The following is a 21,822-nucleotide window of genomic DNA, read 5'->3' on the forward strand; positions in this document are numbered from 1 at the left end:
AATTCGCCGTGATGTAACCGTTTTCAATTTGTGAGTAAATTCACAGTAACTTAACAATGCGCTGTCTATGATGTCAGCGTTTTAGCAACTGAAACGCTATGTAACGGTGATTAATCACTTTGGCTATAGCTAAGGTTCGTTAAACATCCAAAAAAACGCATTCTGGAGCGTTACCGACCAAGGAAGATAGAAATTTTATAAGTGGACTTCGGCCGGCAGTAACGTTTCTTTAACATGTGCCCGCCGAGCCTTATTCACACGAACTACCCTGCATAAAAATCGGAGATATCATGAATAAGAAGGTGTTGACTCTGTCTGCTGTTATGGCAAGCATGCTTTTCGGTGCCGCCGCGCACGCTGCAGATAGCCGTATTGGTGTGACTATCTATAAGTATGACGACAACTTCATGTCCGTTGTGCGTAAGGCAATCGAGAAAGAGGGTACTGGCGCACCAGACGTACAGCTGCTGATGAACGACTCCCAGAATGACCAGTCCAAACAGAACGACCAGATCGACGTTCTGCTGGCGAAAGGCGTAAAAGCTCTGGCAATCAACCTGGTTGACCCGGCAGCAGCAGGCACCGTTATTGAAAAAGCACGCGGCCAGAACGTGCCGATTGTGTTCTTCAACAAAGAACCTTCCCGCAAAGCGCTGGATAGCTACGACAAAGCCTTCTACGTCGGTACCGACTCCAAAGAATCCGGCATTATTCAGGGCGACCTGATTGCCAAACACTGGGCCGCTAACCCGAACTGGGATCTGAACAAAGATGGTCAGGTACAGTTCGTACTGCTGAAAGGCGAGCCAGGCCACCCGGACGCTGAAGCACGTACCACCTACGTTATCAAAGAGCTGAACGACAAGGGTCTGAAAACCCAGCAGCTGGCTTTAGATACCGCAATGTGGGATACCGCTCAGGCGAAAGACAAGATGGACGCATGGCTGTCCGGCCCGAACGCGAACAAAATTGAAGTGGTTATCGCGAACAACGACGCGATGGCAATGGGTGCGGTAGAAGCTCTGAAAGCACACAACAAATCCTCTATCCCGGTATTTGGTGTTGATGCCCTGCCAGAAGCGCTGGCACTGGTTAAATCTGGCGCAATGGCCGGTACCGTGCTGAACGATGCCAACAACCAGGCGAAAGCCACCTTCGATCTGGCGAAAAACCTGGCAGAAGGTAAAGGCGCTGCTGACGGTACTAACTGGAAAATTGACAACAAAGTTGTTCGTGTACCGTATGTTGGTGTAGATCAGGAAAACCTGGCGCAGTTCACCGGTAAATAAGTTATAGCATTCCACTGGGCGCAGTTTCTGCGCCCTTTTATCACGCGACGCGAGGCCGAGAAGGTATAATTATGGTCAGCACAACGACTCAGTCGTCCGGTGAATACTTGTTGGAAATGAGCGGTATCAACAAGTCTTTTCCCGGTGTTAAAGCACTGGATAATGTTAATTTAAAAGTACGGCCTCACTCCATTCACGCCTTAATGGGTGAAAACGGTGCGGGTAAATCAACATTATTGAAATGCTTATTTGGGATCTATCAAAAAGATTCTGGCAGCATTCTTTTTCAGGGAAAAGAGATCGATTTCCATTCCGCCAAAGAGGCACTGGAAAACGGTATTTCGATGGTTCACCAGGAACTAAACCTGGTACTTCAGCGTTCTGTTATGGACAATATGTGGCTGGGTCGTTATCCGACCAAAGGCGTATTTGTCGATCAGGACAAAATGTATCGCGACACCAAAGCTATTTTTGATGAACTGGATATTGATATCGATCCGCGTGCGCGCGTCGGTACGTTGTCTGTTTCACAAATGCAGATGATTGAAATCGCCAAGGCCTTCTCCTATAACGCTAAAATCGTGATTATGGACGAGCCTACCTCTTCATTAACGGAGAAAGAGGTGAACCATCTGTTCACCATTATCCGTAAACTGAAAGAGCGCGGTTGCGGCATCGTTTATATCTCTCACAAAATGGAAGAGATCTTCCAGCTGTGTGATGAAATCACCGTGCTTCGCGACGGGCAGTGGATCGCCACCCAGTCGCTGGAAGGGCTGGACATGGATAAGATCATCGCCATGATGGTTGGCCGTTCCCTGAACCAGCGCTTCCCGAACAAAGAGAACAAGCCGGGCGAAGTGATTCTGGAAGTGCGCAACCTGACTTCACTGCGTCAGCCTTCCATTCGCGATGTCTCCTTCGATCTGCATAAAGGGGAGATCCTCGGTATTGCCGGTCTGGTGGGGGCCAAGCGTACCGATATCGTCGAAACGCTGTTTGGCATCCGCGAGAAATCTGGCGGCACCATCACTCTCCACGGTAAAAAGATTAATAACCATAACGCCAACGAAGCCATTAACCACGGTTTTGCGCTGGTGACCGAAGAGCGTCGCTCGACCGGTATTTACGCCTATCTGGATATTAACTTTAACTCCTTAATTTCAAATATTCATAATTATAAAAATAAAATCGGTTTGTTGGATAATTCCCGCATGAAGAGCGATACCCAGTGGGTTATTGACTCCATGCGCGTAAAAACCCCAGGACACCGCACGCAAATTGGCTCGCTTTCCGGTGGTAACCAGCAAAAGGTTATTATTGGACGCTGGTTGTTAACCCAGCCAGAAATTCTGATGCTGGATGAACCAACCCGCGGTATCGACGTTGGTGCAAAATTTGAAATTTATCAGCTGATTGCTGAATTAGCTAAGAAAGATAAAGGGATTATTATTATTTCTTCCGAAATGCCGGAATTGTTAGGGATCACAGATCGTATTCTGGTTATGAGCAATGGTCTCGTTGCCGGAATTGTTGACACCAAAACGACAACGCAAAACGAAATTTTGCGTCTTGCGTCTTTGCACCTTTAAGATCAGGGGCTCCTCATGAGTGCGTTAAATAAGAAAAGTTTTCTTACTTATCTGAAAGAAGGCGGTATTTACGTTGTTCTTTTAGTCTTACTGGCCATTATTATTTTCCAGGATCCGACTTTCTTAAGTCTGCTGAACTTAAGTAACATTCTGACCCAGTCTTCGGTGCGTATTATTATCGCCCTCGGCGTGGCTGGTCTTATTGTCACCCAGGGTACTGACCTGTCAGCTGGCCGTCAGGTTGGTCTGGCGGCGGTTGTTGCGGCAACGCTTCTGCAGTCGATGGAAAACGCCAACAAGGTCTTCCCGGAAATGGCAACCATGCCCATTTTCCTGGTGATCCTGATTGTCTGTGCTATTGGCGCGGTCATCGGTCTGATTAACGGCATCATCATTGCGTACCTGAACGTAACGCCGTTTATCACCACCCTGGGTACAATGATCATCGTTTACGGTATCAACTCCCTGTACTACGACTTTGTGGGCGCATCACCGATTTCCGGTTTCGACAGTGGATTCTCGACCTTTACGCAGGGCTTTATCGCGATGGGCAGTTTCCGCCTCTCCTACATCACCTTCTACGCGCTGATTGCCGTGGCGTTCGTCTGGGTGCTGTGGAACAAAACCCGCTTCGGTAAGAACATCTTTGCTATCGGGGGTAACCCGGAAGCGGCGAAAGTCTCTGGTGTTAACGTGGCGCTGAACCTGTTGGTTATCTATGCCCTGTCCGGCGTGTTCTATGCGTTCGGTGGTTTGCTGGAAGCGGGCCGTATCGGCTCTGCCACCAACAACCTCGGCTTTATGTATGAGCTGGATGCGATTGCCGCGTGCGTTGTGGGTGGCGTGTCGTTTAGTGGTGGTGTGGGTACCGTGCTGGGTGTGGTCACCGGTGTGATCATCTTCACCGTTATCAACTACGGTCTGACCTATATCGGCGTCAACCCGTACTGGCAGTACATTATCAAGGGTGCGATCATTATCTTCGCCGTTGCGCTGGACTCCCTGAAGTACGCGCGTAAGAAGTAAGATAGCTGCTAATAAAAAACCCGCCTTGTGCGGGTTTTTTTATGTCCCTCTCACTGAGGGAGAGAGGTAAGGAGAACATGCGGCGGCTATGGGTATTCCGTTCACCTTGCGTTCGCTGCTTCTCTGTTCAACGCGTCACCGGTGAACGTGTTAAGGGGGCTATCGCCGCCCCCTTAACAATCCCGGCTCCCGGCAAGAAAATCGCCGCTTCGCGATGCCCTCAGCTTATTCCTTCAGGCTTTCGGGTCGGGCACCAGCCTGCATCCCTGCAGGCTATGCCCTCTCGGCGCGTCCATGCGCCTCGCCCCGGCCTTCCGGAAACGCTTCGGCGATTTTCAGCCGGACCAGACAGCCGCTGTAAGCCTTTTATTTGCCTTTGAATTTCTTCATCGCTGAATTTTGGTTTTTGTTTTTTGGTTCTTGGTTTTGTAGGCCGGGTAAGGCGAAGCCGCCACCCGGCGGGGGTTACTTCTTCTTCTGCATCTCAAGCAGCTGTTCTGGGGTGACCGCCGGATAACCCTGGGCATCGGCCGGGACTTCTGTCATCGTCGGGATTGGCACCAGCGGGCCTAAGAAGCGTGGTTCGCGTTTAAAGATGTAGAGATCCGCCAGCGCCCCCAGGCGTGCGCCAAACTCGCGTACCCGCACGGTGAGCATATCTTTTGGTGACGGGACGGCATAGCACTGGGCCTGAATGCCCATATGCAGGGCGATAAACAGCGCGCGTTCGCAGTGGAAGCGTTGCGTGATGATGATGAAATCGTTGGTATCAAACACCTTACGGGTGCGAACAATCGAATCGAGGGTTCTGAAACCGGCATAGTCGAGCACGATATCGGCTGGATCAACCCCTGCGGCAATCAAATCCTTACGCATGGTGACCGGCTCGTTATAGCTCTGGAGCGCATTGTCACCGCTCAGCAGCAGATAATTCACTTTGCCACTGTTATAGGCGTTGAGCGCTCCCTGAATGCGGTAACGGTAATACTGGTTGATCACCCCGGTGCGGTAATACTTGGCGGTGCCCAGCACCACGCCGACCTGCCGGTAGGGCAGATCCTGAAGGTCATCAAAGATATAAGGAGCCGTTTTCCAGCTCATCCAGCGGTCGAGGCCCAGCGCAGTCAACAGCACGATGCCGATCAGGACAACCAGGCTGTAAAACACGCGCTTTAACATACAGATGACTCTTACCAAAGGTGAAATTTCACTCAGGCTACTTTACCCGTCTGGTAAGCGCAAGAAAGGGCGATTTAATTGAGGGGATTTTCATCAGTTGTGCGGGCATGGCTGCCCGCATCATACGCTTAGCCCAGCAGGACACGATCAATGTTGCTACAACCCAGTGCACGCAGCGTGGCCGCGGTAGCATCCCACTGGATCAGCGGTGCATCGGCTTTTTCCGCCAGAATGGCGCGCTGGATATCCGGGTAGTCGTAACCGTTAAGGCTGAGCAGGTTCAGCGCACCCTGTAACGGCGGCAGCGTCGGGTTAAAGGCGGCATTCTCGGCATAGCTGCCGGTAAAGATTCGCCCGTCACGACACTCCAGCGCCACGCCGCTCGGCGCGTTGCTGTATGGCGCGTGTGCTTTATTGGCGGCAAGAATAGCAGCCTGGGTCAGTTCATCTCCGCTCACGGCATAACCGTGGTCCTGCTCGTCCATCAGCAGCGATTTGATCTCAAGATCTTTCGGTCCGAACGCATCCGGCAGGTAATCCGCCAGGGTATGCTGGGCACGGCCCGGCAGGTTGATGCGCAGCTGTAAACCGCTGTTAAGCTCGTTCATAAACTGACGGCAGTGGCCGCACGGGGTGTAGTTGACGGTGATCGCTTGCAGGGATTTTTCACCACGCAGCCAGGCGTGGCTGATGGCGCTCTGTTCCGCATGCACGGTCTGCTGCATGGTGGCGCCGAGAAACTCCATATTGCCACCGAAGTACCAGGTGCCGCTCACGCCGCGGGCAATGGCGCCGACGTTGAAATGGGAAAGGTCAGCGCGGGCGCAGGCCGCCGCCAGCGGCAGAAGCGCAAAGGCCAGTGCGTCATCATCCAGATCCGTGGCACGTTTCAGTGCGGCGACCTGTTCAGCCGTCAGCAGGGCGGGGAAGTGTGCATCCGCCAGAACCGGGGCCAGGGCTGACTGCAAATTCTCTGCTAGCTCGGCAAAAGCTGATTGAAAACGTGGATGCATGGCGTTGCCTCATAAAGGTTAATGGATCGGTAGTGTACGGAGCCGCTGGGGCTTTATATGTGATTTAGATCTCATTATGTGTGCAACTTATGAAAATCAGATTAAAAATGCGCGACGCGTCGCAAATTTTAGCCCACCACCGCCAGAATGATCGGGAACAGGAACGGGGCGATGAGCGAGGTCAAAATCCCGCAGATCACCAGCGCCAGCGAACTGAAGGCACCTTCCTGGTAATCCAGCTCCGCACAGCGGGCGGTGCCGAGGGCGTGTGAGGCGGTGCCCATCGCCAGACCACGGGCAGATTTGGTGCGGATGCGCATGGCGTTCAGCAGCGTATGGCCTAATACCGCACCCAGAATACCGACATAAATGACGCACACGGCGCTGATCGCCGGGATGCCGCCGAGACTGCCGCCCACCGCCATGGCAATCGGGGTGGTGACCGATTTAGGCAGAATGGAGGCGGCAATTTCCGGTGTTGCCCCCATCAGCAACGCCACCGAGGTGCCGGTGATCATCGCCACCACGCTACCCACCAGGCAGATGGTAATAATCGACTTCCAGCGGGCGCGGATCTGGTGCAGCTGTTCATACAGCGGAAACGCCAGCGCGACCACCGCAGGCTGGAGCAGATCGTTGAGGACTTTGCTGCCCTGGAAATAGTGATCGTAAGGGATGCCGGTTAACAGCAGGAAAGGGATGATCACGACCATCGCCACCAGCAGGGGATTAAGCAGCGGGAACTTCAGGCGCACCGCCAGCTTACGTGCGGCGAAGAAGACTGCCACGGTGAGCGGCAGCGACCACCAGATATTAGCCATCATTTTTTCTGTCCTTTCTGTCCAATCACTTTACGCTCCCCATGTGCCAGATGGGTGCTCCAGCTCACCACTAAAAACACCACCAGCGTACTGATGGTGCAGGAGACGAAGATCGGGCCAAACTGCGCGCTCAGCAGATCGTAATACTGCATCACGCCCACACCGATGGGGACGAACAGAAGGGCCATATAGCGGATCAGTATCGAGCAGCCTGGCTTGACCCAGTTTGCCGGAAGGATTTGCAGCGCAAGCAGCACAAACAGGATCAGCATGCCGATAATACTGCCGGGAATGGTGATCGGCAGCAGGGAGGCGAGAAAGATACCTGCATAGAGGCAGGCATAAATCAGGATGAAGGCGCGCAGGTATTGCCAGATAACGATCAGTGTTTTATTCATGGTGGAAGCCCTTAATGGAACGCATTCATCATACAATTAAAACCGGAAACGTGCTACGGATCACATCATGACTTTTGAGCATACCAGACATTCCCATTCGGAACCTCGGGCATTCCCCCAGCCAGAAGGGTAAAAACATTATAAATCAGCCCGGTTCCATGAGCCCTTAAACAGGGCTTTCCACCATTACACAGAGCAGATACCATAGCGCCTCTTTTTTTACGGATACTGATATGCGTGTATTACTGGCACCGATGGAAGGCGTGCTCGATTCGCTGGTGCGTGAGCTGCTGACCGACGTTAACGATTATGACCATTGCATCACCGAGTTCCTGCGGGTGGTGGATATGTTGTTGCCGGTAAAATCGTTTTACAGACTCTGCCCGGAACTGCATCACCAGAGCCGCACCCCCTCCGGCACCCTGGTGCGGATCCAACTACTGGGACAATATCCCGAGTGGCTGGCGGAAAACGCCGCCCGCGCCGTCGAGCTGGGCTCCTGGGGCGTGGATCTGAACTGCGGCTGTCCGTCAAAAATGGTTAACGGCAGCGGCGGTGGCGCCACGCTGCTGAAAGATCCTGAGCTGATCTACCGCGGCGCGAAAGCGATGCGCGAGGCGGTGCCCTCCCATCTGCCGGTGACGGTAAAGGTTCGCCTCGGTTGGGACAGCGGCGACAGGCAGTTTGAAATTGCCGATGCGGTACAGCAGGCGGGCGCCAGCGAGCTGGTGGTTCATGGCCGCACCAAAGAAGATGGTTACAAAACCGAGCGCATTAACTGGCAGGCCATCGGCGAGATACGCAAGCGGCTGACTATCCCGGTGGTGGCCAACGGCGAAATCTGGGATCGCGAGAGCGCGCTGGCCTGCATGCAGGAGACCGGCTGCAATGCCATTATGATCGGGCGCGGGGCGCTCAACGTGCCAAACCTCAGCCGGGTGATTAAATACAACGAGCCGCGTATGCCGTGGCCGGAGGTGGTGACGCTGCTGAAGAAGTACTCCCGCCTCGAAAAGCAGGGCGACACCGGCCTGTATCATGTGGCGCGTATCAAGCAGTGGCTAAGCTATCTGCGCAAAGAGTATGACGAAGCCCTGGCGCTGTTTCAGGAGATCCGTACTCTGCAAAGCTCGGCGGATATTGCCCGGGTGATTCAGGCGAAATAGCAGCACGGTCAGCATCACGTTTTTGCGGCGCGCATTGTGGCGCCGAACGACACGGTCAACGTGTGCAAACGGGATGCGTATCCGGGTTTTTACTGGATATGTAAAGGTATGACAAATTGTGGATTGCCACCGATTCCTAAACAAAGGAGGCGAAGCGGGCGTATTTTGCCCCCCTTCTTTTTTTGGTGAATAACGTCATGAATCGTTCGATTTTTTATTTCTGCTGCTTGCCTCTCTCCCTGCTTCTTGTTGCCTGCGCCCCGGGCCACGATACCGCAACCTCGCTGAATCAACAGATCCCCGCCGCGAAAATTGATACCGGCCTGGCTGCCGGAGAGTGGCCAAAAGAGAGCTGGTGGGAAGATTTTCACGATCCAGAATTAAATACGCTGATTACCAAAGCCCTGGCCGATGCGCCGGATATGACCCTTGCCCGTCAGCGCATCGCCCTTGCCGAAGCGCAGGCCAAAATGGCAATGGCTGCCGATGGCCCGGATGTTAATTTCTCTGCCGACGCAGAGCGCCAGAAAATGTCAGCCGAAGGGCTGATGGGGCCCTTCGCGATAACCGATCCGGCGGCTGGAACCACCGGCCCCTGGTACACCAACGGCACCTTCGGCCTGACCGCCGGCTGGGATCTGGATCTGTGGGGTAAAAACCGCGCCCAGGTTGAAGCCCGCATCGGGAAGGTCAACGCACAACAGGCGGAGCTGCAGCAGACCCGTCAACTGCTTGCCAGCAGCGTGGCGCGTCTTTACTGGGACTGGCAAACCCAGGCGGCCATCGGGCATCTCTTAGCCGCCATTAAACAGGAGCAGCTCAATATTATCGGTACCGACCGGGAGCTGTACCAGCATGGCATCACCTCTTCTGTAGAAGGGGTGGAAACCGACATTAACGCCAGTAAAACGGATGAACGGCTGGCGGAAGTGAAGGGCAAAATGAAAGCCATTGAGGCGCGTCTGGCGGCGCTTACCAACTCCCCAACGGTGACGCTGACCCCGCACGCCTTGCCAACAGTGGAGAGCAACCTGCCGTCGACCCTGGGCTATGAATTACTGGCTCGTCGCCCAGATTTACAGGAGGCGCACTGGTATATCGAAGCCTCCCTGCATGAGGTGGATGCGGCGAAAGCGGCCTTCTATCCTGACGTGAACCTGATGGCCTTCCTGCAACAGGATGCGCTGCACTTAAGCGATCTGTTCCGCTCCTCGGCACAGCAGATGGGCGTCACTGCCGGTCTGACCCTGCCCATTTTTGACAGCGGTCGCCTGAATGCGAATCTTGATATTGCCCAGGCGCAAAGCAATCTGTCGATTGCTCACTACAACAAAGCGGTGGTGGAGGCGGTCAATCAGGTGACCCGCTGCGCAAGCAACGTTGAGACGCTGATGGAGAAAAATAAACATCAGCAGCGCGTCGAAGCCGATGCGGCTCGGGTAGTGGCTCTGGCGCAGGCGCGTTTCAACGCCGGGATTATCGCAGGCTCGCGCGTCAGCGAAGCCAGAATCCCCGCCCTGCAGGAACAACTCGCCGGGCTGACGCTGCAGGGACAGTACATCGATGCTACCCTGCAACTCACCTCCGCGCTGGGTGGCGGCTATAAGCACGGGTGAAAAATGAGAAGTCACTATACTTACTTCTTTGTCTTCTTTTCTGGAGGTGAGTATGGGTTCAACCAATCGTGTGGCTATTGTAACGGCATCAGATTCGGGGATCGGCAAAACCACAGCGCTGATGCTGGCGGAGCGTGGGTTTGATATTGGCGTGACCTGGCACTCGGATGAAGAAGGGGCGATGAAAACCTGCCGCGAGATCGAGGCGCGCGGGCGGCGGGCAGAGGCCATCCATCTGGATCTCAGCCAGTTGCCGGACGGGGCGAAAGCCATCGAGACGTTGATTGAACGTTTTGGCCGTCTTGACGTGCTGGTCAATAACGCCGGGGCGATGACCAAAGCGCCGTTTCTTGAGATGGAATATGACCAGTGGCGATCCATTTTTAGCGTCGATGTGGATGGGGCATTTCTCTGTTCGCAGATCGCCGCCCGGCAGATGGTAAAGCAGGGGGAGGGGGGACGTATCGTCAATATCACCTCGGTGCATGAACATACGCCGCTGCCGGAGGCCAGCGCTTACACCTCAGCCAAACACGCCCTCGGCGGCCTGACCAAGTCGATGGCGATGGAGCTGGTTCACCATAACATTCTGGTGAACGCCGTGGCGCCGGGGGCCATTGCCACGCCGATGAATGACATGGACGACAGCGAAGTGAAGCCCGGCTCCATGCCCAACATTCCACTGGCAAGGCCGGGGCATACCAAAGAGATTGCCAGCCTGGTCGCCTGGCTATGTGACACCGACGCCAGCTACGCCACCGGACAGTCATTTATCGTCGATGGCGGCTTTATGCTGGGCAATCCACAGTTTAAACCGGAGCAGTAATCCTTAGCTGCGATCCCGGCGTTTCAGCCACCAGCGCACCACGAAAACCAGCACCAGCACCACAATCAGCCAGATCCAGTGGCGCAGGTGCTGGTCCAGCGCGTGCAGCCAGGGCTCCAGCACTTCACCGCCCACGTAGCCTAAGGTAGTGAATATCAGCGCCCAGATGATGGCGCCCACAATGTTCAGCGGCAGGAAAATTTTCGGCGGCAGGCGACTGGCCCCGATCAGCAGCGGGCCGATGATGCGAAAACCGTACATAAAGCGGGTGCCGATCACGAAAAGGTAAGGGTGGCGCTGGATCAGCTGCTGGGCGCGGTTGATTTTCTTCTGATGGCGGGAAAAGCGCCGCAGGATCGACGGACCAAACCGGACGCCAAGCAGATAGAGTAGCTGATCGCCGATCATGCCCCCCAGCGCTACTGCGGCCACGACCAGCGGAAAACGCAGCAGCCCCTGATGCGCCGCCACACCCCCTAGCAGAGTGATAGTTTCCCCTTCCGCTATGCTGCCAACGACCAGCGCGGCATAGCCATACTGTGCAATCAAAGTATTAATATCCATACGCTAAGCGTAGCGCAGGAAACGTTAACGCATGAACAACCAGCTGATGAAACCTAAAACAGGAACGATCAGACCAAAAAACAGGGCACCTGTCGCCCAGGCAAACGGCGCTACCTCTTCTTCTTTTTTGATATCGGCAAAGCGCGCCAGCGCCTGCGGGCCGTCAGGAGCAGTCACCTCTTCAAACTGCTTTTTATATCCCTGTTCAACCAGCATTTTTGCACCCTGCAGGTCGGACTTATCCAGCGCAGCGATTTGCTCTCCTTTCTGGAAAAAAATGAATTCCGCCATCAGAGATCTCTCCCGTAAACTGCTGTTTAGCAGGGAGTAATATACCAGACGCCCAAACCTGCCGCTGCATTTTTATACTGTACAAAAAATAATCTCAGGCCTGCATTATACTTGAGTTATCGCTAGCGGGCCGACAACAAGGGGGCGTTATGAACCATGTCTGGGGACTCTTTTCCCATCCCGATCGTGAAATGCACGTGATCAGAGGCGAAAACGAAACGGTCAGTCATCACTATACCCACCATGTGTTGCTGATGGCTGCCGTACCGGTGATTTGCGCGTTCATCGGTACCACGCAAATTGGCTGGGATTTTGACGACGGCAACATTGTAAAACTTTCGTGGACAACCGGCCTGGCGCTGGCCGCGGTCTTTTATGCCCTGATGCTGGCAGGGGTGGCGGTAATGGGGCGGGTGATTTACTGGATGGCGCGTCGCTATCCGCAGCGTCCTTCCCTGGCGCACTGCATGGTGTTTGCCGGTTACGTAGCAACCCCGCTGTTTTTAAGCGGGATCGTGGCGCTCTATCCTATTGTCTGGCTCTGCGCGCTGGTGGGCACCCTGGCGCTCTTTTATACCGGTTATCTGCTCTATATCGGTATTCCTACCTTCCTGAATATCAACAAAGAAGAGGGCCGCAGCTTTTCCGGTTCGACTCTCGCCATCGGCGTGCTGTTGCTGGAAGTGCTACTGGCGCTGACGGTTATTCTTTGGGGTTATGGATATCGTCTCTTCTGACGACCCTGCATTGCTGGCGTAATTGCCAGCAATGCAGCATCTGTTCACGATTAACTACTGGTAGCAAGGCATCCGGACGGCTATGATGCCTTAGCCAGCCCGTGTTCTCGCTTCGGCCCGGGCGGCGTACGTTATTACGTGCGTGAATAATTATCCGAAATCTCACCATGCTGAAATTCCGCGTTTCTTTACTGAGTCTTGCACTGTTGCTGGCCGTGCCAGTGGCGACCCCCGCAATCGCCAAAACTACCGCTGTGGCTACGGCGACACAGCCGGAGATTGCTTCCGGCAGCGCTATGATCGTCGATCTGAATACCAACAAAGTGATCTATTCCAGCCACCCGAATCTGGTGCGCCCGATCGCGTCGATTACCAAATTAATGACCGCGATGGTGGTGCTGGATGCACGACTGCCGCTGGATGAAAAACTGCGCGTCGACATCAGCCATACGCCAGAGATGAAAGGGATCTACTCCCGCGTGCGTCTGAACAGCGAAATCAGCCGTAAAAATATGCTACTGCTGGCGCTGATGTCCTCGGAAAACCGCGCCGCGGCAAGCCTGGCGCACCACTATCCCGGCGGCTATGACGCCTTTATCCGGGCGATGAATGCGAAAGCGAAGGCGCTGGGGATGGTTCAGACGCGCTTTGTGGAGCCAACCGGTCTGTCGATTCATAACGTCTCGACGGCGCAGGATCTGACGAGGTTACTGATCGCCACTAAGCAGTATCCGCTGCTCGGCCAGCTCAGCACCACCCGGGAAGAGATGGCCACCTTCTCGCATCCGGCCTATACCCTGCCGTTTCGTAACACCAACCATCTGGTCTACCGCGATAACTGGAATATCCAGCTGACCAAAACCGGCTTTACCAACGCCGCGGGCCACTGTCTGGTGATGCGTACGGTCTTTAATGGCAAGCCGGTAGCGCTGGTGGTGATGGATGCCTTTGGCAAATATACCCACTTTGCCGACGCCAGCCGTCTGCGGACCTGGATTGAAACCGGAAAAGTCACCCCGGTTCCCGCCGCAGCTCTGAGCTACAAAAAGCAAAAAGCCGCCCAGATGGCGACGGCGCAGAACGATTGAGCCGGGTGGCGCTGCGCTTACCCGGCCTACAAAACCCGTAGGCCCGTGCAAGCGTAGCGCCGCCGGGCAATATCACCTTACTCCGGCAGCGTCCAGTCACCGTCGTTGAGGGGGCGCTGCAAAATCAGCGTATCGCGCCAGTCGCCTTTTTTGTATCCCACGCTTCTTAGCTGTCCTGCCACTTCAAAACCGTGCTTTTTATGCAGGCGTAACGACCCGGCGTTGTTCGGCCCATCGCCCACCACGGCGATCATCTGGCGCCACGGCCCCTCTTCGCTGCGGGCAATCAGGGCGCTCAGCAGCGCGCTGCCAAAGCCGCGTCCGGGGGTGCTGGCCTCGACGTAAATCGACTCTTCAAGGGTGTAACGGTAGGCGGGGCGCGCGCGATAATGGGTGGCGTAACAGAAGCCCACCACAATCCCACGATAGAGCGCCACCAGCCACGGCAGCCCCTGGCTGGTCACCGCGTGTATACGCTCGCGCATCTCGTCAACGGTAGGGGGAACTTCTTCAAAAGATGCACGCCCGTTAAGGACGTGCCAGGCATAGATGGCGGCGATGGCATGAGCGTCCTCCGCCTCTGCATCGCGAACCTGAACGTCAGTTTCGGAGAAAGTTTCAACAGCCGACATAATATGTCCGCTCCTCATCAAAAAAAGCCAGAGAAACGTTTCTCTGGCGACCCGTGGCTACTCTAGTACGATTTGTACAGGCTTAACAGCGGGCCCATTCTGGCTAACTGGTTTGATCAGTGGCTTGCGGGCTATGAGTCGCTGTTTCAGGCTGCTCTTGCCAGTTTTTATGCTTGGTTGTTTTACCAATCCCCGGATTCATACTGTTAGTTGGGTCATTAGCCCGATAAAACTGTTTTAATGAGTCCGGTGCTTCGTAAATGTGACCGACATTGTGTTCCGCCGGATATTGCGCGCCGCGCGCCTTCAGCAGAGCCAGCATTTGCGCCTTCAGGGCGTGGGCATCGACCCCTTTTTTGACGATGTAATCCTGGTGGAAGACGTAACACATAAAGTGGCCGTAATAGAGCTTATGCACCAGCTGGCTGTCGATCTCCGGCGGCAGTTTTTCGAACCATTCGGTATCGTTGCGGCGCAGGGCGATATCCAGCGCCAGAATATCCTCCACCTCGTCAGCGTGAACTGCCTGATAGCGGATCGCGGCGCCAGCGGCGGCAAAGCGGTGTAAAAAGGCCTTACTGCCCTCTTCCGGGGTGCAGGCGAAGAAATCCCCCTCCGCGGTTTTGAAGAATTCGCTCAGCCAGCTCTGCGCTTCGGCAATGCCGTCGCCCGCCATCTTCAACAGCAGGTGATGTTCGTACTTATCCCGCCAGCTTTTCATCCGCGGCGGCAGGTGTGCCGGGAACGCGCTGCCCAGCTTCTGCATAAAGCGGTCGGTAAAGTTGGGCTTAAACAGCGACACTTTCTCCAGCATGGCATCGGTGCGCCCCTTCATGGTGAAGAAGAAGGGCATCTTGTCGGTGCCGAGCTTGTCGATCATCAGGAAAGTGTCTTTGCCGTAGCGTTCGGCGATGTCGTAAATATCCCGGTGCATATACTCACCGGCCACCGGCAGATGGGTAAATTCCCCAAGAATGTGGCGACGGATGGTGGTCAGCACCTCCGGCTGGTTGGTGCCGATATAGAACACCTGCTGGCGTTTCTCGGCCGGGAAGGTGTCCAGGCGTACGGCAAAGACCGCCAGCTTGCCGGCACAGCCGGAGGATTCAAACAGACGATCCGGGTCGGCGTTATAGCGCGCCGGGGTGTCGGCATCAATTTCACGCACCCGGCTGATGTAATCATGGTCGTGAGCGTGGCGCCCGTCATGCAGTACATCGCTGTCTTTCACGCGGTCGTCATCCAGCTTGCTGAGGATCTGCTCCGGCGTGACCCCTAAATCGATACCCAGATGGTTCACCAGCGTCAGCTTGCCCTGCTCATCGATGCGGGCGAAGAGTGACATTTCGGTATAGGCCGGGCCGCGCTGTACCAGCGATCCGCCAGAGTTATTGCAGATCCCGCCGATCACCGAGGCGCCGATACAGGAGGAACCAATCACCGAGTGCGGCTCACGGCCCAGCGGCTTGAGCGCCTTTTCCAGGGAGTAGAGCGTGGTGCCCGGATAGGCCAGCACCTGCTCACCTTTATCCAGCAGATGCAGCTTGTCGAGGCGCAGGGTGCTGATAATCACAATGTCGCGATCGTAATCATTGCCGTTCGGCGTGGAGCCTTCGGTCAGGCCGGTATTGGCCGCCTGCATCAGAATAATTTTGTCTGCTGCGACGCAGGCATTGAGCACCCGCCACAGCTCCAGCAGCGTGCCCGGGAACACCACCGCCAGCGCGTCCCCTTGTCCGGAGCGAAAGCCCTTGCGGTAGCGGGCGGTTTTCGCGGCGTCAGTAAGCAGGTGCGCCTGGCCTACCAGGCGTGATAGCTCGTTAATGAAACTGGTGTTATCGTGCAGTCGTTCAGAAGACATCGTCCACCCCTTGTGGTTATTCAAATGCGTCGTCAAAAATCATAGCGCGATTAATGTTTAAGCGAACCAGTATTCACCAGAAAAATCAGAGAATAAACCCTGCAACGTTCAGAGGGTTTATGGCACACTGCGCTTTTCGTACGGTCTGGCCGCGACTATCCGGCGGTTATTGATGAGAGAGTAAACGAGATGAAATGGCTCTGTTCTGTAGGGGTAGCTGTAAGTCTGGCGCTGCAACCCGCGCTGGCTGACGACCTGTTTGGCAATCATCCGCTAACGCCGGAAGCCCGGGACGCATTTGTAACCGACCTGCTCACAAAGATGTCGGTTGATGAGAAGATCGGCCAGCTGCGCCTCATCAGCGTCGGGCCGGATAATCCGAAAGAAGCCATTCGCGAGATGATTAAAAACGGGCAGGTGGGCGCAATTTTCAACACCGTCACCCGCCAGGATATCCGCAAAATGCAGGATCAGGTGATGGAACTCAGCCACCTGAAAATCCCACTCTTCTTCGCCTTTGACGTGCTTCACGGCCAGCGTACCGTCTTCCCGATTACTCTCGGCCTGGCCTCCTCCTTTAACCTCGAAGCGGTGAAAACCGTGGGCCGCGTGTCGGCATACGAAGCAGCGGACGACGGCCTGAACATGACCTGGGCGCCGATGGTGGACGTCTCCCGCGATCCGCGCTGGGGCCGCGCCTCGGAAGGTTTCGGGGAGGATACTTATCTCACCGCGACGATGGGTAAAACCATGGTCGAAGCGATGCAGGGCAAAAGCCCGGCGGATCGCTACTCGGTGATGACCAGCGTCAAACACTTCGCCGCCTATGGCGCCGTGGAGGGCGGCAAAGAGTACAACACCGTCGACATGAGCCCGCAGCGCCTGTTCAACGACTATATGCCGCCGTACAAAGCGGGTCTGGATGCTGGCAGCGGCGCGGTGATGGTGGCCCTGAACTCCCTGAACGGCACGCCAGCCACCTCCGACAGCTGGCTGCTGAAAGAAGTTCTGCGCGACCAGTGGGGCTTTAAGGGCATCACTGTCTCCGATCATGGGGCGATCAAGGAGCTGATCAAGCACGGCACGGCCGCCGATCCGGAAGATGCGGTGCGGGTAGCGCTGAAGTCCGGCATCAACATGAGCATGAGCGACGAGTATTACAGCAAGTACCTGCCGGGTCTGGTGAAGAGCGGTAAGGTCACCATGGCGGAGCTGGACGACGCCACGCGCCACGTTCTGAACGTCAAATATGATATGGGGCTGTTTAACGATCCGTACAGCCACCTGGGGCCAAAAGAGTCTGACCCGGTAGACACCAACGCCGAAAGCCGCCTGCACCGTAAAGAGGCGCGTGAAGTGGCGCGTGAGAGCCTGGTGCTGCTGAAAAACCGTCTCGAGACCCTGCCGCTGAAGAAATCCGGCACCGTGGCGGTGGTGGGCCCGCTGGCCGACAGCCAACGCGACGTGATGGGCAGTTGGTCTGCGGCAGGCGTAGCGGATCAGTCCGTCACGGTGCTGACGGGCATTAAAGACGCGCTGGGCGACAAAGGCAAAGTGATTTACGCCAAAGGGGCCAATGTCACCAACGATAAAGACATCGTCACCTTCCTCAACCAGTATGAAGAGGCGGTGAAAGTCGATCCGCGCTCCGCCCAGGAGATGATTGACGAAGCGGTGAATGCCGCCAAGCAGTCTGATGTGGTAGTGGCCGTGGTGGGTGAAGCCCAGGGGATGGCGCATGAAGCCTCGAGCCGTACCGATATCACCCTGCCGCAAAGCCAGCGCGATCTGATTACCGCGCTGAAAGCCACCGGCAAGCCATTGGTGCTGGTGCTGATGAATGGCCGTCCGCTGGCGCTGGTGAAAGAAGATCAGCAGGCTGACGCGATTCTGGAAACCTGGTTCGCCGGTACCGAGGGCGGTAACGCCATTGCCGACGTGCTGTTTGGGGACTACAACCCGTCGGGTAAACTGCCGATGTCCTTCCCGCGCTCGGTGGGGCAGATCCCGGTCTATTACAGCCACCTGAATACTGGCCGACCTTACAACGCCGACAAGCCGAACAAGTACACCTCGCGCTACTTTGACGAAGCCAATGGTCCGCTCTATCCGTTTGGTTATGGCCTGAGCTACACCACCTTTAAGGTTTCTGAGGTGAAAATGTCGGCCCAGACCATGAAGGCGGATGGCACGGTGACCGCCAGCGTGGATGTCACCAACACCGGTAAACGTGAAGGGGAGACGGTGGTTCAGATGTACGTTCAGGATATTACTGCCTCCATGAGCCGCCCGGTGAAACAGCTGCGTGGCTTTGAGAAGGTCAACCTGAAACCGGGTGAAACGAAGACCATCAGCTTCCCAATCGACGTGGATGCGCTGAAGTTCTGGAATCAGCAGATGAAATATGACGCTGAGCCAGGCAAATTCAACGTCTTCATCGGTACGGATTCTGCTCGCGTAAACAAGGGTGAGTTCGAGCTGCTGTAAAAAAAGCCCGGCGGTGCCGGGCAATATCCAGACGGGGCCGCCTCACCTGATTCGTGATCGGCCCCGCAATTTTTTTCCAGTCCCGCCTGAAACCGACCTGAATCCCTCTTTTTTATCCCTTCCTGGCAGGTGATTTGTGATGATTTTCACACTTCATTTTTGCCGCCCCTGAGAAAACGTGAACCCCATCAAAAGCGCTTTCTACCGCCTTATTCTGGCGTGACGATCTTCACTCTTCGCTCAAAATCCCCAAATACGGCCCGCGAGCGGGGGGATAAAACGGCGTTAAATGCCTGTCACTTAACAGCTGACAGGTATCAACATGAAGCTCTCGTTAGAAAATGTCGTTCTCGACCGCAGCGGCCTGACTCCCGTCACCGATCTCCTCCAGGGGCTGATTACGACCCTCGCTCAGGCTGGTGGCGGGACGCTGGTGATCACGCCGGGTACCTACCTGACGGGCACGCTGGTATTACCGTCAAACTTCACCCTGCATCTGGAAGCCGGTGCGCGTCTACTGGCGAGCCCCCATGAGGCGGACTACCAGGCCTGCGAAACCCAAAGCATGGCCGAGCTTTCAAGGATGGCGCTCCTCTATGCACGTGATGCCCATCATCTGACCCTGAGCGGTCCAGGCTGTATCGACGGCAATGCCAGCGCCTGGTTTGCGCCAACGCCAGACGCCCAGGGCTACCGTCAGCCGAAAACCCATCGTCCGCGCCTGCTGGTGCTGGAAGGGTGCGAGCAGGTGCGGATCGCCGATATCACGCTGTATGACGCGCCCATGTGGACCGCGCACCTGGTCAGTTGCAGGCATGTTTTCATCAAACAGATCACCATCGATAACGATCTGGCGCTCTCCAATACCGATGCGCTGGATCTCGACAGCTGCCAGCACGTTCACCTCAGCGACAGCTATTTCAGCGCCGCCGACGACGGCATCTGCCTGAAGACCACCGCCAAAAGCGCAGCGTTGCAGCAGCCGATGGAGAACGTCACGGTCAATAACTGCATCATTCGCTCAAAAAGTTGCGCCATCAAAGTGGGCACCGAGACCTTTGCCGATATCCGCAACCTGGTGGTCAGCAACTGCGTCATTTTCGAATCCAACCGCGCCATCGGCCTGGTCTCCCGCGACGGCGGACGGTTCAGCCAGATGCTGTTCAGCAATATTGTCTTTGATTGCCGGCACGGCGATCCCTGCCACTGGGGAAAAGCCGATCCGGTCTTTGTCTCCGTCCGCCACCGTGCGCCCGACGTCACGCCGGGCGAAATAAGCCAGGTCACCTTTCTAAGCCTCAGCGGAAGCGGGGAAGGGGCTATCAACCTGCACAGCGACGTGCCGGGCGCCATTCACGACATCACCTTCAACGGGCTGAGCTTCTCTCAGCGCCTGAGCGCCAGCGACGAGCAGGGCTGCTATGACGTGCGCCCTCCCTGCAACCCCGCGCGCCCGACAGGGATGGGACTGGATAACGCCTATCTCGTCAACCCGCAAACGGGGCGCGCCCACGGCGTAGAACGTTATCCGCACGGACTGCCCGCGCTCTATGCCGCAGGCGTTGAGGGTTTACAGCTGCACGCCATCCAGATTACCCGTCCGCTGCCGTTACCTGCGGGCTGGGATGAAGAGAGCATCCGAACTTACCCGGCGAATACAGGGAATAGAAAATGATAAAAAAAGTGCGAGAAATAAAACTGCGTAACTATGTCTGTTACGGGCTGGCAGATGTGATTGGCTCCGGTGCCTTCACGCTTGTCAGCGCCTGGCTGCTGTTTTTCTTAACCACCTTCTGCGGATTGACACCGATTCAGGCGGGCTCGCTGTTTGCGGTGGCGCGTATTGTCGATGTGATCATGTGTCCGGTCATCGGCTACATTTCCGATAATTTCCACAAGACGGCGCTGGGCCGCCGCTTTGGCCGTCGCCGCTTCTTCCTGCTGGCCAGCATTCCGCTGGTGTCGGTCTACAGCCTGCTGTGGGTGGAGGGCTTTAACTACTGGATGTACCTGCTGTTCTACATCCTGTTTGAGATTGTCTACACCATGATCATCATCCCTTACGACACCCTGTCGGCAGAGATGACCTCCGACTTCAAAAAGCGCTCTAAACTCACCAGCGCCCGCATGTACATCGCCCAGCTGGCCGGTTTTGCTGCCGCCTTCCTGCCGGGACGTCTGGTGGCGTACTTCGGCCCGGAAACCTCGGCGTCGTTTTTCTACACCGGTGCCATCTTTACCGTCTCCTTTATGATTGTGCTCTTCTTTGTCTACTTCGGCACCTGGGAACGTTCGCTGGAGGAGATCCAGCAGAGCGAAGCCCACGCCGACGAGGAGAAGAAAGTACCGCTGGCGACTCGGGCGTACCAAATCTATTACGATTTTGTCTCTACGCTGAAAATCAAGACGTTCAGATCGCACCTTGGGATGTATCTGGGCGGTTCAGTGGCGCAGGATATCTTCAACTCCGTCTTTACCTACTTCGTGGTCTTCGCCCTGATGACCTCGTCGGTGATGGCCTCTAACCTGCTCGGCGTGATCAACGCTCTGCAGTTCTTTGGCGTCGGGATCGCCACCTGGCTGACCCTGCGTTACTCCCCGTCCCGGGCCTTTGCCACCCAGGCCTCAATGGCGCTGGTGGCCTTTGCCCTGCTGGTGTCAGCATACTTCCATCAGACCGGCGGGATGGTGCTGCTGTATGCCGGGGCGGCGATTGCTGGCCTGGCGCGCGGCGGGATCTACGCCATTCCATGGAATAACTACACCTTCGTGGCGGATGTGGACGAGATCCTCACCTGTCAGCGTCGGGAGGGGATCTTTGCCGGCTTTATGAGCCTGCTGCGTAAAGCCTCTCAGTCGATGTCAATTTTCCTCGTCGGCGTGGCATTGCAGATGTCGGGCTTTGTCTCGGGGCAATCCGCGCAGCCGCAGTCGGCCATCCATATGATCATGGTGATCATGATTGTCCTGCCGGTGATCCTCACCGTATGGGGGATCTGGTCGGCCTTCCAGTTCCGCGTTAACAGCCGCACGCACGCCATTCTGAACGAAGAGGTGGCACGACTGAAGCAGGGGGGCAGCAAGGCGACCGTCAGCGCGGAAAACCGTGCGGTTATCGAAAGCCTGACCGGTATGCCGTATGAGCACTGCTGGGGCGAGAATAGTGTTGGCTATCTCAACCGTAAACGAATGATTGCGCGACAGACCTCCCCGCAATTTAACAACGCCTGATCCTC

The 21,822-nt window shown here is 55.9% G+C and carries 19 protein-coding genes; 11 read left to right on the plus strand and 8 right to left on the minus strand.

Annotated features, from left to right (window positions below; genetic code table 11):
- Nucleotides 1-290: 290 nt before the first annotated feature.
- The 3 genes from mglB (at nt 291) to mglC (ending at nt 3,907) form a co-directional block, all read left to right on the plus strand.
- Nucleotides 291-1,289 carry a galactose/glucose ABC transporter substrate-binding protein MglB gene (gene mglB / locus DVA43_RS02215; RefSeq protein WP_103825019.1) on the plus strand — a complete coding sequence of 333 codons (999 nt, stop codon included), beginning with the start codon at nt 291-293 and terminating at the stop codon, nt 1,287-1,289.
- Nucleotides 1,290-1,360: 71 nt separating this feature from the next.
- Nucleotides 1,361-2,881 (plus strand): galactose/methyl galactoside ABC transporter ATP-binding protein MglA, encoded by a 1,521-nt coding sequence (mglA, locus tag DVA43_RS02220; RefSeq protein WP_103825020.1) that lies wholly within the window; start codon nt 1,361-1,363, stop codon nt 2,879-2,881.
- Between the two features lie 15 nt (nt 2,882-2,896).
- Nucleotides 2,897-3,907 (plus strand): galactose/methyl galactoside ABC transporter permease MglC, encoded by a 1,011-nt coding sequence (gene mglC / locus DVA43_RS02225; protein ID WP_103180322.1) that lies wholly within the window; start codon nt 2,897-2,899, stop codon nt 3,905-3,907.
- 465 nt (nt 3,908-4,372) lie between these two features.
- Here the strand turns inward: mglC and sanA are convergent, their stop codons facing one another.
- The 4 genes from sanA to DVA43_RS02245 all read right to left on the minus strand — a co-directional run bounded on the left by sanA (nt 4,373) and on the right by DVA43_RS02245 (nt 7,318).
- Entirely contained in the window at nt 4,373-5,086 is a 714-nt protein-coding gene (gene sanA / locus DVA43_RS02230) for an outer membrane permeability protein SanA (RefSeq protein ID WP_103180320.1), read from the minus strand.
- A gap of 128 nt (nt 5,087-5,214) precedes the next feature.
- The gene (gene cdd / locus DVA43_RS02235) at nt 5,215-6,099 is read right to left on the minus strand and encodes a cytidine deaminase (RefSeq protein ID WP_103825022.1); all 885 of its coding nucleotides are present in this window, start codon (nt 6,097-6,099) and stop codon (nt 5,215-5,217) included.
- Between the two features lie 128 nt (nt 6,100-6,227).
- Nucleotides 6,228-6,923: a CidB/LrgB family autolysis modulator gene (locus tag DVA43_RS02240; protein ID WP_103825023.1), complete on the minus strand. Its 696-nt coding sequence runs from the start codon at nt 6,921-6,923 to the stop codon at nt 6,228-6,230.
- Complete coding sequence (locus tag DVA43_RS02245; protein ID WP_103825024.1) at nt 6,920-7,318, minus strand: CidA/LrgA family protein; 399 nt, start codon at nt 7,316-7,318, stop codon at nt 6,920-6,922. Before DVA43_RS02245 ends, DVA43_RS02240 begins: the two co-directional genes overlap by 4 nt.
- 233 nt (nt 7,319-7,551) lie before the next feature.
- Between DVA43_RS02245 and dusC the strand changes: the two genes are divergently transcribed.
- The 3 genes from dusC to DVA43_RS02260 all read left to right on the plus strand — a co-directional run bounded on the left by dusC (nt 7,552) and on the right by DVA43_RS02260 (nt 10,926).
- Nucleotides 7,552-8,484, plus strand: a complete 933-nt coding sequence (gene dusC / locus DVA43_RS02250) for a tRNA dihydrouridine(16) synthase DusC (RefSeq protein ID WP_114314437.1) — start codon at nt 7,552-7,554, stop codon at nt 8,482-8,484.
- A 197-nt stretch (nt 8,485-8,681) separates the two neighbouring features.
- Nucleotides 8,682-10,100: a multidrug resistance outer membrane protein MdtQ gene (mdtQ, locus tag DVA43_RS02255; protein WP_114317056.1), complete on the plus strand. Its 1,419-nt coding sequence runs from the start codon at nt 8,682-8,684 to the stop codon at nt 10,098-10,100.
- A gap of 52 nt (nt 10,101-10,152) precedes the next feature.
- A complete protein-coding gene (locus DVA43_RS02260) occupies nt 10,153-10,926 on the plus strand; it encodes an SDR family oxidoreductase (RefSeq protein ID WP_114314438.1) in 774 nt (257 codons plus the stop codon).
- A 3-nt stretch (nt 10,927-10,929) separates the two neighbouring features.
- Here the strand turns inward: DVA43_RS02260 and DVA43_RS02265 are convergent, their stop codons facing one another.
- On the minus strand, nt 10,930-11,490 hold the full coding sequence (locus DVA43_RS02265) for a DedA family protein (RefSeq protein WP_114314439.1): 561 nt from the start codon (nt 11,488-11,490) through the stop codon (nt 10,930-10,932).
- Between the two features lie 24 nt (nt 11,491-11,514).
- Nucleotides 11,515-11,781, minus strand: a complete 267-nt coding sequence (locus tag DVA43_RS02270; RefSeq protein WP_114314440.1) for a hypothetical protein — start codon at nt 11,779-11,781, stop codon at nt 11,515-11,517.
- Nucleotides 11,782-11,930: 149 nt separating this feature from the next.
- Here DVA43_RS02270 and DVA43_RS02275 point away from each other — a divergent pair, with 149 nt between their 5' ends.
- Nucleotides 11,931-12,518, plus strand: coding sequence for a Yip1 family protein (locus DVA43_RS02275; RefSeq protein ID WP_114314441.1), 588 nt, complete (start codon nt 11,931-11,933; stop codon nt 12,516-12,518).
- A 167-nt stretch (nt 12,519-12,685) separates the two neighbouring features.
- Nucleotides 12,686-13,606, plus strand: coding sequence for a D-alanyl-D-alanine endopeptidase (gene pbpG / locus DVA43_RS02280; protein ID WP_114314442.1), 921 nt, complete (start codon nt 12,686-12,688; stop codon nt 13,604-13,606).
- 77 nt (nt 13,607-13,683) lie between these two features.
- Here the strand turns inward: pbpG and DVA43_RS02285 are convergent, their stop codons facing one another.
- Nucleotides 13,684-14,238, minus strand: a complete 555-nt coding sequence (locus tag DVA43_RS02285) for a GNAT family N-acetyltransferase (protein ID WP_103825029.1) — start codon at nt 14,236-14,238, stop codon at nt 13,684-13,686.
- A gap of 103 nt (nt 14,239-14,341) precedes the next feature.
- Nucleotides 14,342-16,099 (minus strand): D-lactate dehydrogenase, encoded by a 1,758-nt coding sequence (gene dld, locus DVA43_RS02290; RefSeq protein ID WP_114314443.1) that lies wholly within the window; start codon nt 16,097-16,099, stop codon nt 14,342-14,344.
- 189 nt (nt 16,100-16,288) lie between these two features.
- On the opposite strand from dld, the gene bglX reads away from it, so the two are divergent.
- The 3 genes from bglX to DVA43_RS02305 all read left to right on the plus strand — a co-directional run bounded on the left by bglX (nt 16,289) and on the right by DVA43_RS02305 (nt 21,817).
- Entirely contained in the window at nt 16,289-18,586 is a 2,298-nt protein-coding gene (gene bglX / locus DVA43_RS02295; RefSeq protein ID WP_114314444.1) for a beta-glucosidase BglX, read from the plus strand.
- Between the two features lie 322 nt (nt 18,587-18,908).
- Nucleotides 18,909-20,261 carry a glycoside hydrolase family 28 protein gene (locus DVA43_RS02300; RefSeq protein ID WP_114314445.1) on the plus strand — a complete coding sequence of 451 codons (1,353 nt, stop codon included), beginning with the start codon at nt 18,909-18,911 and terminating at the stop codon, nt 20,259-20,261.
- Nucleotides 20,258-21,817, plus strand: coding sequence for an MFS transporter (locus tag DVA43_RS02305; RefSeq protein ID WP_114314446.1), 1,560 nt, complete (start codon nt 20,258-20,260; stop codon nt 21,815-21,817). The genes DVA43_RS02300 and DVA43_RS02305 overlap by 4 nt, the downstream gene beginning before the upstream one ends.
- Nucleotides 21,818-21,822 lie beyond the last annotated feature (5 nt).

This window comes from Leclercia sp. W6 (genome assembly GCF_003336345.1).
Taxonomy (GTDB): domain Bacteria; phylum Pseudomonadota; class Gammaproteobacteria; order Enterobacterales; family Enterobacteriaceae; genus Enterobacter.